A 13,088-nucleotide genomic window follows, 5' to 3' on the forward strand; every position below is an offset into this window, starting at 1 on the left:
ATCGTTATCGGTCCGCCGCCGCGTCGCGCGCGGCGTTCGGCCTCTGAAGCGCAAACGGGCCCCGGCATGCCGGGGCCCGCCTGAAAACGGGCGCACGCGGCGCTCGCGCGCCGCCGCCCGGCGTTACTGCTGCTGAACCGTCAGCTTGTTCGTGACCGACGTCACGCCCTTCACGCTCTTCGCCGCCTCTTCCGCCTTGTCGATCTGTGCCTGGTCGGGCACCGTGCCCTCCAGCGAGATCGCGCCGCCCTTCGAACGCACGACGATGTTCGCCACGTCGATGCCGCCTGCCTTCGTAATGGCCTTGCGCACCGCGTAGCCGAGCTTGCGGTTCGCCTTCTTCGCGGTTTTCGCGGCGGCCTTCGGCGCGCTGCTCGCCGCCGCCGGCGCTTCCGTGGCCGCTGCGTCGCTCGACTGCGCATACACGCTGCCCGACAGACAGGCCGCCACGGCGGCGACACCCAACGCTCTCAACACGATCGACTTCATGCTATCTCCTTATCACTCCGGAACGGCCGTGCACAGTACGGCCGAATACCCCCAAAAACAGCCGGCCCGCGCGCGAACGGGCGGGACAGCCGGTGTTTTCCACGGCGATACGAGAGAGGCGTCACGGGCCGGCGGCCGGCGCACGCGAAAGCGGGCCGGCCGGGCCGGGCAACCGCCGGCCGGACGCGCCCGGTCTGATGACGTGCCGGGTCGCGCGCGAATCGGGCGCGGCTGCGTCGCACAATGTAATCCAGCGCCCGCCGAAGCGCAAAGCTTTTGACGCGGGGGTGCCCGCCGCCGTCCCGGTGCCGCGGTGCAATACTCTCCCCGACTCGCGCAGGCGCGGGGAAACCGGGTACCATCGCCGCGAGACTCCACGTCGTCCCGCGACGACCGTCACCGATGCGTCACGCCAGCGTCATCCGCCAACCCCATGAAGCCTGCCCGCCCTCGCCCGCCGCGCCGCATCCTCGCCCGCTTCGTCGCCGTCTCGTGGCGCGACCTCGCGCTGTCGATCGGCCCGACCGTGCTGCTCGCCGGCGCGGCCGTCTGGCTCGCGGTCAAGCTGATCCAGCCGGCGCCGCCGTCCACGCTCGTGATCTCGTCCGGGCCGCCCGGCAGCACGTACTGGAACGCCGCGCAGAAGTACAAGACGATTCTCGCTAAAAACGGCGTCACGCTCGACGTTCAATCGTCCGAAGGTTCCGCGCAGAACCTCGCGCGGCTGTCGAATCCGAACGCGCCGGTCGACGTCGGATTCGTGCAGAGCGGCATCGGCCCGAAGGAGCGCGACGAGCATCTCGTGTCGCTCGGCAGCATCGGCTACGTGCCGCTCGCGATCATGTACCGCGGCCCGGTCGTCGCGCGCCTGTCCGACTTCAAGGGCAAGCGGCTCGCGCTCGGTGCGGAAGGCAGCGGCGCGCGCGAACTGAGCCTCGCTCTGCTGAAGATGAACGGCATCGTGCCGGGCGGCCCGACCGCGCTCCTGCCGACCGCCGGCGAGGACGCGGCGACCGCGCTGCTCGACGGCAAGATCGACGCGGCCTTCCTGTCCGGCGATTCGACGCAGATCCCGGTGATGGCGAAGCTGTTCCGCGCGCCGGGCGTGCACGTGTATTCGTTCACGCAGGCCGAGGCGTACGCGCGGCGCTTTCCGTACCTGACCGCGATCACGCTGCCGATGGGCGTCTACGATCTCGGTCTCAACCTGCCGCCCGCCGATATCCACACGGTCGCGCCGACGATCGAACTCGTCGCGCGCGACTCGCTGCACCCCGCGCTGTCCGACCTGCTGATCGAGGCCGCGCGCGAAGTGCACGGCCACGCGACGATCCTGCAGCACGCGGGCGAATTCCCGTCGCCGGTCACGCGCGGCTTCCCGCTGTCCGACGACGCGTCGCGCTATTACAAGTCGGGCAAGACCTTCCTGTACCGGCGGCTGCCGTTCTGGGTCGCGAGCCTGGTCGACCGGTTGCTGGTCGTGCTGGTACCGCTGATCGTCGTGCTGATTCCCGGGCTGCGGCTCGTGCCGTCGCTGTACGGCTGGCGGGTGCGCTCGCGCATCTACCGCTGGTACGGCGCGCTGATCGCGCTCGAACGCAGCGCGCTCGGCGACCATACGGCCGAGGAGCGCGTGCAGTTGCTCGACCAGCTCGACGACATCGAGGAAGCCGTGAACCGGATGAAGATGCCGCTCGCGTACGCCGGTCAGTTCTACGTACTACGCGAGCACATCGGCTTCGTGCGCGAACGGCTCACCGCGCACGACCAGGATGCGCCGGCGGGCCCGCCCGGGGCCGGCAGCCCGCCGGCACGCGCGCAAGCCGCGCCACCGCCGGCTGGCGACGCCCCCCGGGCGACTCCCGGTTCCGCGTGAGCGAACGATCCGCGATCATTGCTGCATGCGCGCGCCGCCGCGTAACATGGAGGCCGCCGCCAGGCGCCGCACGCCCCACCTTCTGGAGAACGACATGACAACCGGCCTCGATACCACCCAACCCGCCTGGTTCTTCGACTTCGTGTCGCCGTTCTCGTATCTGCTGCTGGAGCAGCACGACAAATGGCCGGACGTGCCGTTCGTCCCCGTGCCCGTGTCGCTAAGCGACCTGCAGCGCCACTGGGGCCAGCGCCCGACCGCCGACGTGCCGGCCAAGCGCGTGTTCACGTACCGTCACGCGCTGTTTCGCGCGGAGCAGCTCGGCATCCGTTTCAAGATGCCGCCCGCGCACCCGTTCGATTCCGACAAGGTGCTGCGCCTCGCGATCGCGCTGCGCGCCGATATCGTGACGGTGCTGGAAATGTTCCGGTTCATCTGGCGCGAAGGCAACGATCCGTCGACGCCGGAAGGCTTCGCCGCGCTGTGCGAACGCGTCGGCGTGGGTCACGGCGACGAGCTGATCGAATTCGAGGAAACCGCTGCGCAACTGACCCGCAACACGACCGACGCGATCGCGCTCGGTGTGTTCGGCGTGCCGACGTTCTGGATGAACCAGCAACTGTTCTGGGGCGAGGACGCGCTGCCGATGGTGCTGTACTGCGCGCGCACGCCGAACTGGCTCGAATCGCGCGAGGTCAAGCGGATCAGCACGCTGCCGAAGGGCCGCGCGTGATGGCGTGCGTGATGGCCGGTATCACGCACGGCAACGTGCGGCTGCGGTAAGGTTACGCGTCCCCCGAATCCCTCCACCCATGGAAGACGACCGTACCGCCTCGCTCGACATCTGGCTCGTGCGCGTGCTGCGCACGCTGCTGCTCGAGCGCAGCGTCACGCAGGCCGCGTTGCGGCTGAACCAGACCCAGCCCGCGATCAGCACCGCGCTGCGCAAGCTGCGCGAGACGCTGAACGACCCGATCCTCGTGCGCGGCAAATCGGGCATGGTGCCGACCGAATACGGCGCGTCGCTGCTCGAAGCCGCGTCGCGGGCGCTGCGCGAGGTCGATTTCATCGCGACGCCGCACGGCGACTTCGATCCGTCATCCGCGCGGCGCACGTTCCGCGTCGCCGCGCCCGACTACCTGAACGACTTCTTCATGCCGACGCTGATCGAGCGCTTTCGCGACGCGGCGCCGCATGCCCATCTGGAAATCGATTCGCTCAATCCCGCGCTCGACCACGCGGGCGCGCTCGAATCGGGCGCGCTCGATCTCGTGATCGGCAACTGGCCGAAGCCCGACCCGCAGTTCGCGCGCCAGGACCTGTTCTCCGACACGATCGTGTGCCTGATGCGCGACGCGCATCCGCTTGCCCGCGCGCCGCTCACGCGCGAAGCGTATGCATCGGCCGCGCACGTCGCACCGACGCCGTACACCGGCGACAAGCGCAACGCGATCGAAATCGGCCTGGCACGCGCGCGCCTCACGCGGCGTATCGTGACGACGCTGCCGTACTTCGGCATCGTGCCGCAGGTGCTGCTGCAGTCGGACCTGATCTTCACGACGACGCGCCGCTTCGCGACACACTATGCGCAACTGCTGCCGCTCGTCGTCGTCACGCCGCCCGTGCCGTTCCCGCGCATCAAGAGCTACCTGCTCACGCACCCGCAACCCGATCGGCCGACCGACATCGCGTGGCTGTGCGCGCTGATGCAGAGCGTGTCCGACGAGCTGACGGTCGCCCGCACGCGCAAGCGCTGACGCGCGGCCGAAGCGCAGTATGACGGGGCAGGCAGCGCGACGGGTCAGGCAGCGCAGCCGCTCAGGCCGTGCAGAAGGTTTCCTGCAGATGGGTCCAGCGCACGACGCCCGCCGCATCACGCGTGAACACGGCGGTCGCACGGCGCGCGGGCAGCTCGCCCGCTGCCGCGTGCTGCGCTTCGAGATAGGTGAGCACCGCATGCGATGCGTCGGCCGCGAGCACGCGGATCTTCGACAGCGTGATGCGCAGCCCCGGCTTCGCGCCGGCCAGCTTCGCGAACAGCGCGTGCATGCCGTCATGGTCGACCACCCGGCCGTCGGTCAGGATCATCGTGAAGTCCGCGGAAAACGTGGCGAGCAGTGCATCGAGCGCCGCGGGCGCGGTATCGACGCCGGATAGCCAGCGCTCGATGGCGACGAGGCTCGCATCGAGCGCGTCGAGATAGACGGAGTGATCGGACATGGGTGCGTGCACGGTGAGGTGAAGCGCGACCCGCTGCCGCGCATGGTCGTGCAGTGTATGCAAAAACGCGCGGCCGTGCGCCGGCCGCGCGGCGTCGCCGTTTTACCGTGGCTTTATCGCGCGCAGGACACGTCGTCGCGTGCGCGGCCGGCCGCAGCCGCCTTCGCATCGGCCACCGGCATGCCCGAGCGGGCCTGCAGCAGTTCCGCGCAGACGGCCACTGCGATCGCGCCCGGCGCCTTGTCGACGATGCCCGCGACGCCGATCGGACACACCATCTCCACGAGCCGCGCCGGATCGACGCCGCGCGCAGCGAGCCTGCGCTCGAACTTCACGCGCTTGGTGCGCGAGCCGATCATCCCGAAGTACGCGTAGTCGCGCCGCCGCATGATCTGCGCGGCGAGCGAGAAGTCGAGCGCATGGTTGTGCGTCATCACGAGGAAGTACGCGCCGGGCGGCGCCGCGTCGACGACGGCCTCCGGCGTGTCGGTCGGCTCCGGCTGCACGTTCGGCGGACATTCGTCCGGAAACAGCTCGTCGCGCGTGTCGACCCACTGCACGACGCACGGCAGCGCGCCGAGCAGCGTGACGAGCGCGTGGCCGACGTGCCCCGCACCGAACAGCACGATGTGCATCGGCGCCGGCGCGCCGGTCGCGCGGTTGCGCTGGCCGGTGCCCGGCGCGAACGGCTGCATCGACGACGGCGCGCTGCCGCACGCGCCGTCGCAGCCGGCGGCGGGCGCCTGCGACGCGGCACGAGGCGAACGAGCGGGGCCGTTCATGCCGGCCTCCGCCGAGCCGGCCTGACGACGAGGCTGACCGCCCCGTCGGGGCCGGCGCACGAAGCGAGCGTGGAGAGGCGGTTCATCTCAGCCTGCCCGCGCGGCGCTCGCCGCCCGCACCGCGCCGATCGCGCGCAGGATCGACTCGCCGGTGGCCGGCGCGTCGAGCGGCGGGTTCACCTGGTAGTCGCCGACCGCGGCCACGGCGTCGCGCACCGCGAAGAACACCGAGAACGGCAGCAGCAGCGGCGGTTCGCCGACGGCCTTCGAACGGTGGATGCTGTCCTCGACGTTGCGGTTCTGGAACAGCCGCACGTTGAACTCGGGCGGCGTGTCGTTCACCGTCGGGATCTTGTACGTGGACGGCGCGTGCGTCATCAGCTTGCCGCCCTGGTTCCACCACAGCTCCTCGGTCGTCAGCCAGCCCATCCCCTGGATGAACGCGCCTTCGACCTGGCCGATGTCGAGCGCCGGGTTCAGCGACGCGCCCACGTCGTGCAGCGCATCGACGCGCAGCGTGCGCATTTCGCCGGTCAGCGTGTCGATCACGACTTCCGACACGGCCGCGCCGTACGAGTAGTAGTAGAACGGCCGGCCCTGCAGCTTCGACTGATCCCAGTGCAGCTTCGGCGTCGCATAGAAGCCGTCGGACCACAGCTGCACACGCGCGAGGTACGCCTTCGCGATCACTTCGCCGAACGGCACGCCATGGCCGCCGACCCACACGACGTCGTTGCCGAACTTCACGTCGGCCGCATCGACCTTGCCGTCGCCGAACTGCTTCGCCGCGAACACCGCGAGCCGCTCGCGCAACTGGCGCGCCGCATCCTGCGCGGCCTTGCCGTTCAGGTCCGAGCCCGTCGACGCCGCCGTCGCGGACGTGTTCGCGACCTTGCTCGTGTCGGTCGCCGTCACGCGGATCCGGCCGAAGCGGATGCCGAGCTCGTGCGCGACCACCTGCGCGACCTTCGTGTTGAGCCCCTGCCCCATCTCCGTGCCGCCGTGGTTCACGAGCACCGAGCCGTCGGTGTAGATGTGCACCAGCGCGCCGGCCTGGTTGAAGTGCGTGACGTTGAACGCGATGCCGAACTTCACCGGCGTGAGCGCGATGCCCTTCTTCAACACAGTGTTGCGTGCGTTGAAGGCGCGCACGCCCGCGCGCCGCGCACGGTAGTCGCTCGTCGTCTCGAGTTCGCCGAGCAGCTCCTGCAGCACGTTGTCCTCGACCGTCTGCCCGTACGGCGTCACGTTGCGCTCGGTCTTGCCATACAGGTTCGCGTAGCGGACGTCGAGCGGATCGCGGCCGAGCGAACGCGCGATGTCGTCGAGGATGTATTCGATCGCGAACGCACCCTGCGGGCCGCCGAAGCCGCGGAACGCGGTGTTCGACTGCGTGTTGGTCTTGCCGCAGTAGCCGGCGATGTCGACGTCGCCGAGCCAGTACGCGTTGTCGAAGTGGCACACCGCGCGCGTCATCACCGGGCCGGACAAGTCGGCCGAGAAGCCGCAGCGCGACGTCATGTCGAGCGCTACGCCGTCGATGCGGCCATCGTCGTCGTAGCCGACGTCGAAGCGGTAATGGAAGTCGTGCCGCTTGCCGGTGATCATCATGTCGTCGTCGCGGTCCGGGCGCAGCTTCACCGGGCACAGCAGCTTCCATGCGGCGAGCGCCGCGCAGCACGCGAACAGCCCCGACTGCGATTCCTTGCCGCCGAATCCGCCGCCCATCCGGCGGCATTCGACCAGCACGTTGTGCGACGCGACGCCGAGCACGTGCGCGACGAGGTGCTGCATCTCGCTCGGGTGCTGCGTCGAGCAGTACACGTGCATCCCGTCGTCGTCCTTCGGCACCGCGTACGCGATCTGCCCTTCGAGGTAGAACTGCTCCTGCCCGCCGAGCAGCATCTCGCCCGACTCGCGGTGCGGTGCGGCGGCGAGCCGCGCGGCCGCGTCGCCGCGTGCGAGCTTCAGCGGCGGGATCACGTAGGTTTCGGCCTTGCGCGCTTCCTGCGCGGTCAAAATCGCCGGCAGCTCCTCGTAGTCGACCTGCGCGCGGCGCGCGGCGAGCCGCGCGGTTTCGTGCGACGTCGCGACGACGATGAACATCGGCTGGCCGACGAACTGCACGACGCCCTTTGCGAGCACCGGATCGTCGTGGATGATCGGGCCGCAATCGTTGACGCCCGGGATGTCGTCGGCCGTGAACACGGCGACCACGCCCGGCGTCGCGCGCACCGCGTCGAAGTTCATCGACACGATCTTCGCGTGCGGCTTCGCCGACAACCCGAGCGCCGCGTGCAGCGTGCCGGCGACGAGCGGAATGTCGTCGGTGTAGGTGGCGCGCCCGCTCACGTGCAGGTGGGCGGATTCGTGGGCGCGCGACACGTGCACCTGCGCGGCGTCGGCCTGCGGATCGAGGGTGCTCAGGAACGGTTCTGCTTGCTGGTTCATGTTCGGTGTTCTCCCTCGTCAGACGCGCGCCGCGTCGTTGGCCGCTTCAGCGGCGATTTCGGCGGCCACTTCGCGCACGTTCAAGGCTTGCGGCGGCAGCGGGTCGTGCGGACGCGTCTCCAGCCAGAATCGATACATCAGGTTCTTCGCGGTCTCGAGCCGATACGTGCTCGTCGCGCGCATGTCGGACAACGGCTGGTAGTCGCGCTCGAGCGCCTGCATCGCGGCCTGCGCGGTGGCTTCGTGCCACTGCGCGCCGTCGAGCACGGCTTCCGTATTGGCCGCGCGCTTCGGCGTCGCGGCCATTCCGCCGAACGCGATGCGCGGTTCGCGGATCGTGTCGCCGTCCGCGATGAACGCGAACGCCGCGCACACGGCCGAGATGTCCGAGTCGAAGCGCTTCGACAGCTTGTACGTGCGGAACTGCAGCTTGTCGCGCGCGCCGGTGCGGGTCGGCACCTTCAGGCCGACGACGAATTCGTGCGGCGCCATGTCCTTCTGCTGGTAGCCCGTATAGAGCGCCTCGAGCGGCAGCTCGCGCACCGTGTCGCCGCCGCGCAGCACGACGCGCGCGCCGAGCGCGATCAGGCCCGGCATCGAATCGCCGATCGGCGAGCCGTTCGCGACGTTGCCGCCGAGCGTGCCCGCGTTGCGGATCGGCAGCGACGCGAAGCGCTTCCACATCTCGGTCAGTTCCGGATACGTGCCGGCCAGCGCCGCATAGGCCTTCTCGACCGTCACGCCTGCGCCGATCCCGATCCAGTCGTCGCCGTGCACGATCTGCTGCAGTTCGGCGATCTGGCCGACGTAGATCAGGTCGTCGAGGCGGCGCATCTGCTTCGTGACCCACAGGCCGATGTCGGTGCTGCCGGCGAGAATGCGCGCGTCGGGGCGCTCCGCCTTCAGCGCGGCCAATGCGTCGAGCGTGCGCGGCGCCGCGAAGCGTTCGCCGTTGACCGTCGTGTAGTCGAACGTGTCGTCGCGCTTGAGCGATGCAAGCGTGCGGGCGAGCGCGGCCGTGTCGACCGGCGCCGACGGTGCCTGAGCACCTTCGCCGGCCGCGCCTTCGCCGGTCGCACCTTCGCCGGCCGCGTCGAACATCCGCACCGCCGCATCGACGATCGGGCGATAGCCGGTGCAGCGGCACAGGTTGCCGGTCAGCGCATCGGCGATCTCGGTGCGCGTCGGCACGTCCTTCGCCTTCGCGCACGCACTGCCGCAGCCTTCGTGGCCGTGCTTCTCGTACAGCGCCCACATCGACATCACGAAGCCGGGCGTGCAGAACCCGCATTGCGAACCGTGGCAATCGACCATCGCCTGCTGCACCGGATGCAGCGTGCCGTCCGGCTGGCGCAGGTCCTCGACCGTCAGGAGCGCCTTGCCGTCGAGCGTCGGCAGGAACTGGATGCACGCGTTGACGGCCTTGAACTCGACCGCGCCGGCATCGGTCAGCTCGCCGACGACGACCGTGCACGCGCCGCAGTCGCCTTCCGCGCAGCCTTCCTTGGTGCCGGTGCAATGCGCGTCCTCGCGCAGGTATTGCAGCACGGTGCGGGTCACGTCCGCGCCGCTGACTTCGCGGATCGCGTGACGATGATAGAAGCGGATCGGCTCACTCATGTCTCGGCGTTTCTTCAAATGGGGGGCAAGGCGGCCTGCGCGGAGCGCTCGACCGACGTTTTTCTGACAGTTTGCACGCTATCACCGTCAAATTCCGCAACCCATAGCCCATCACGCATGCGGCTCATATAACTGCCGCGATATGCGGGCCCGGCCGGCCGACACCCTTGCCGCACGGTGCGCTCGGGCCCGTCCCGGTCGCCCGCGACCGTCCGCGATCCTCCGGAACGGGGCTCGATTAACTAAATGGTACCTGCGGGAAAACCGGTTCCATGGGAAAATCCCGATTCCCTTTTCCGCCGTTTTCCGTTCGTTCCGTCATTCGTTCCGACCCCATGTCCTCCGATTCCGCCACACCGCCGCGCAGCGGGTTCGCGGTCACGCTGCAAATCGTGTCCGTCGTCTGCTTCACGTTCATCTGCTACCTGACCATCGGCCTGCCGCTCGCGGTGCTGCCGGGCTTCGTCCACGACGACCTCGGCTTTTCGGCGATCGTCGCGGGTGGCGCGATCAGCGTCCAGTACTTCGCGACGCTCGCCTCGCGGCCGCTCGCCGGGCGCCTCGCCGATACGCTCGGGCCGAAGCAGACCGTGCTGCGCGGGCTGGTCGGCTGCGGCGTGTCGGGCGTGCTGCTGCTCGTCGCGCTGCTGCTCGCGCACTGGCCGGTCGCGAGCCTCGTGCTGCTGGTCGCGAGCCGGCTCGTGCTCGGCGTCGGCGAAAGCCTGTGCGGCACCGGCGCGATCCTGTGGGGCATCGGCCGGGTCGGCGTCGCGCACAACGCGAAGGTGATCTCGTGGAACGGCATCGCGACCTACGGCGCGCTCGCGCTCGGCGCGCCGGTCGGCGTCGCGATCGCGCATACGCTGAATCCGGCGCTGATCGGCGTGATCGTGATCGCGCTGGCCGCGCTCGGCTTCTACCTCGCCCGCCTGATCGCGCCGGTGCCGCTGGTGCACGGCGAACGGATGTCGTATGCGAGCGTGTTCACGCGCGTGCTGCCGCACGGCCTCGGTCTCGCGCTCGGTTCGGCCGGCTTCGGCTCGATCGCCACCTTCGTCACGCTGTACTACGCGGCGCGCCACTGGCCGAACGCCGCGCTGTCGCTGACGGTATTCGGCACGCTGTTCATCGGCGCGCGCCTGCTGTTCGCGAACACGATCAAGACCTACGGCGGCTTCCGCGTCGCGATCGTGTCGTTCGCGTTCGAATCCGCGGGCCTGCTGCTGCTGTGGCTCGCGCCGGTACCGCACGTCGCGCTGGTCGGCGCGGCGCTCACGGGCTTCGGCTTCGCGCTGATCTTCCCGGCGCTCGGCGTCGAGGCCGTCGCGCTCGTGCCGCCCGCGAGCCGTGGCGCGGCGCTGTCCGCGTACTCGGTGTTCCTCGACCTGTCGCTCGGCATCACCGGCCCGCTGGCCGGCTATGTGGCAGGTGCGTTCGGCTATCCGCAGGTATTCCTGTTCGCGGCGGTGGCCGCCGCGGCGGGCGTCGCGCTATCGATGGTGCTGTATCAGCGGCAGGCGCGCGTGGCGGGGAGCGGCGCGACGGCGTGATGCCTGCGCCGTGCACGGCGGCCGGCCGCGACCTTCGCCCCGCCGCCAAAATAAAACGCCCGCGCGATGCGGGCGTTTTTTCATCCGTCGATCGATATGACGACAGCGAGGATCGATCACGCCGTCCGCAGAAACAGCTTCCGCGTGAGGTCGAACGCGACGAGATTGCCGGCCACCACGAGCAGCAGCCCCAGCACCGCCAGCGGCGACCACTGGTAGCCCTCGAACACCGTCGACACGGCCAGCGCGACGATCGGGAACAGCACCGTGCAGTACGCCGCGCGCTCCGGTCCGATCCGGCCGACGAGCGTCAGGTAAGCGGTGAAGCCGATCACCGAGCCCGGCACGGCGAGATACACTAGCGCGCCGAGATAGCGCGGGCTCGTGTCGAGCGTGAACGGCATCCCGGCCGCCGCGCTGCCGACGGTCAGGATCGCCGCGCCGATCAGCATCGCCCAGCCGTTGGTCACGAGCGGATGCAGCCCCATCGACTGCATCCGGCTCGACAGCAGGTTGCCCGCCGAGAAGCACATCGTGCCGGCGAACGCGATCGCGAGCCCCGTCCACGTCGCATGGTCGTCGAGATGGCCGGCCATCTGCTGCCAGAACAGGCATGCGATGCCCGTCAGGCCGAGCAGCGCGCCGGCGATCGCCGACGGCCGCAGCGGGCGGCCCATGAACAACCGGCCGTTGATCGAGTTCAGCAGCGGCGCGGTCGAGAAGATCACCGCGACGAGGCCGCTCGGCACGACCTGCTCCGCGTAGTAGAAGCACAGGAAGTTCAGGCAGAACAGCGCGAAGCCCTGCGCGACGAGAAAGCGCCACGCCTCGCGCGGCGGGCGCACCGGGCGGCGCATCACGCGCAGCAGCGCGAACAGCACGGCGGCCGCGAGCCAGAAGCGCCACGCGATCGACACGGGCGGCGGCACCGAGCCGAGCTGCCACTTGATCGCGATCCAGGTGGTGCCCCAGATCAGCACGGTGACGAAATAAAGCGACAGGTTCATGGCGGCATTCCGGACAATCGGGTGAATCGGGATCCCGACTATGCCGTCGCCCAGCGTGGGTCGATTGTCCGGAATTGCGGTCTTTTTCGGCGCGCCGCACGCGGCGCCGCGTGCCCGCTTATACTCGGCGCATCATGAGTCTCTCCCTCTGCGCCCCGCCCGTCGATCGCGCCGCCGCCCTGGCCGGCGGCGATCTGCCGTTCGGCCTGCAGTCGGTCTGTCGCACGCTCGCCGACGCGAACGCGACGCTCGAGCGCTTCGCATGGCTCGGCGATCACCTCGCGATCGCCGAATGGACGCGGATCACCGATGAAAGCGAGACGGTCTACGAGCAACCCGGCCACCACACGCTGTCGTGCTACCTCGACGGCGGCTACCGGACCGAGCGCCAGCGCGTGCCGCGCTACGGCGCGCCGAGCCTGCTGTGCGCGTTGCCGGGCGACCATGAATCACGCTGGTGGGTGCGCGGCGAAATGCATTTCATCCACCTCTATTTCCTGCCCGAGCACTTCACGCAGCGTGCGATCCGCGAGCTCGATCGCGAGCCGCGCGAGCTGAAGCTCGCCGATCGCACCTATTTCGAGGATGCACGCGTCGCGGCGCTGCTGCGCTCGCTCGCGCTGGATGGCTGGGACGATGCCGACGAGCGGCTGCGCGTGAACGAGACCGCGCACGAAGTACTCAGCCTGCTGCTGCGCGGGCAGAGCACGACGCGCACCGACACGTCGTTCCGCGGCGGGCTGGCGCCGGCCGTGCGCCGCCGCGTGCGCGACTACATCGACACGTATCTCACGCAGCCGCTGACGCTCGGCGAACTTGCCGAGGTCGCCGCGCTGTCCGAATACCATTTCTCGCGGATGTTCCGGCTGTCGTTCGGCCGCGCGCCGCACGCGTGGGTGGCCGAGCAACGGCTCGCCCGGGCCCGCGAGCTGCTGCGCACGACGTCGCTGCCGCTCGCGCAGATCGCGGCCGACTGCGGCTACGCGAACGCCGGCCACTTCAGCCATCGCTTTCGCGACGCGCACGGCACGACGCCGAATACGTATCGGCGCGCGATGCAAGGCCGCTGAGCGCGGCCCCTTTCCGCTGTTCC

11 protein-coding genes are annotated in these 13,088 nt (G+C 69.6%); 5 read left to right on the plus strand and 6 right to left on the minus strand.

Going from position 1 to position 13,088, the window contains the following annotated elements:
• Positions 1-123 precede the first annotated feature (123 nt).
• Positions 124-489 carry a BON domain-containing protein gene (locus H3O04_RS10680; RefSeq protein ID WP_011544712.1) on the minus strand — a complete coding sequence of 122 codons (366 nt, stop codon included), beginning with the start codon at positions 487-489 and terminating at the stop codon, positions 124-126.
• Positions 490-922: 433 nt separating this feature from the next.
• On the opposite strand from H3O04_RS10680, the gene H3O04_RS10685 reads away from it, so the two are divergent.
• The 3 genes from H3O04_RS10685 (at position 923) to H3O04_RS10695 (ending at position 4,122) form a co-directional block, all read left to right on the plus strand.
• Positions 923-2,365 carry a TAXI family TRAP transporter solute-binding subunit gene (locus tag H3O04_RS10685; protein WP_053524216.1) on the plus strand — a complete coding sequence of 481 codons (1,443 nt, stop codon included), beginning with the start codon at positions 923-925 and terminating at the stop codon, positions 2,363-2,365.
• A 94-nt stretch (positions 2,366-2,459) separates the two neighbouring features.
• Positions 2,460-3,098, plus strand: a complete 639-nt coding sequence (locus tag H3O04_RS10690; protein WP_012328007.1) for a DsbA family protein — start codon at positions 2,460-2,462, stop codon at positions 3,096-3,098.
• A 79-nt stretch (positions 3,099-3,177) separates the two neighbouring features.
• The gene (locus tag H3O04_RS10695; RefSeq protein WP_027807430.1) at positions 3,178-4,122 is read left to right on the plus strand and encodes a LysR family transcriptional regulator; all 945 of its coding nucleotides are present in this window, start codon (positions 3,178-3,180) and stop codon (positions 4,120-4,122) included.
• A 61-nt stretch (positions 4,123-4,183) separates the two neighbouring features.
• On the opposite strand, the gene H3O04_RS10700 is transcribed toward H3O04_RS10695, so the two are convergent.
• From H3O04_RS10700 to xdhA, 4 genes are all read right to left on the minus strand, one after another.
• Positions 4,184-4,585, minus strand: coding sequence for a nuclear transport factor 2 family protein (locus tag H3O04_RS10700; protein ID WP_202587651.1), 402 nt, complete (start codon positions 4,583-4,585; stop codon positions 4,184-4,186).
• A gap of 113 nt (positions 4,586-4,698) precedes the next feature.
• A complete protein-coding gene (xdhC, locus tag H3O04_RS10705; protein ID WP_012328004.1) occupies positions 4,699-5,367 on the minus strand; it encodes a xanthine dehydrogenase accessory protein XdhC in 669 nt (222 codons plus the stop codon).
• Between the two features lie 87 nt (positions 5,368-5,454).
• On the minus strand, positions 5,455-7,818 hold the full coding sequence (gene xdhB, locus H3O04_RS10710) for a xanthine dehydrogenase molybdopterin binding subunit (protein WP_175781088.1): 2,364 nt from the start codon (positions 7,816-7,818) through the stop codon (positions 5,455-5,457).
• An 18-nt stretch (positions 7,819-7,836) separates the two neighbouring features.
• Positions 7,837-9,438 carry a xanthine dehydrogenase small subunit gene (xdhA, locus tag H3O04_RS10715; protein ID WP_202587652.1) on the minus strand — a complete coding sequence of 534 codons (1,602 nt, stop codon included), beginning with the start codon at positions 9,436-9,438 and terminating at the stop codon, positions 7,837-7,839.
• Between the two features lie 335 nt (positions 9,439-9,773).
• Here xdhA and H3O04_RS10720 point away from each other — a divergent pair, with 335 nt between their 5' ends.
• Positions 9,774-10,988 (plus strand): MFS transporter, encoded by a 1,215-nt coding sequence (locus tag H3O04_RS10720; protein ID WP_006476769.1) that lies wholly within the window; start codon positions 9,774-9,776, stop codon positions 10,986-10,988.
• A gap of 116 nt (positions 10,989-11,104) precedes the next feature.
• On the opposite strand, the gene H3O04_RS10725 is transcribed toward H3O04_RS10720, so the two are convergent.
• Positions 11,105-11,995 carry a DMT family transporter gene (locus H3O04_RS10725; protein ID WP_012327998.1) on the minus strand — a complete coding sequence of 297 codons (891 nt, stop codon included), beginning with the start codon at positions 11,993-11,995 and terminating at the stop codon, positions 11,105-11,107.
• A 134-nt stretch (positions 11,996-12,129) separates the two neighbouring features.
• Between H3O04_RS10725 and H3O04_RS10730 the strand changes: the two genes are divergently transcribed.
• Positions 12,130-13,065 (plus strand): helix-turn-helix domain-containing protein, encoded by a 936-nt coding sequence (locus tag H3O04_RS10730; protein WP_012327997.1) that lies wholly within the window; start codon positions 12,130-12,132, stop codon positions 13,063-13,065.
• The last annotated feature ends 23 nt before the right edge of the window (positions 13,066-13,088 follow it).

It is taken from the genome of Burkholderia sp. KCJ3K979, assembly GCF_016759955.1.
Taxonomy (GTDB): domain Bacteria; phylum Pseudomonadota; class Gammaproteobacteria; order Burkholderiales; family Burkholderiaceae; genus Burkholderia; species Burkholderia orbicola.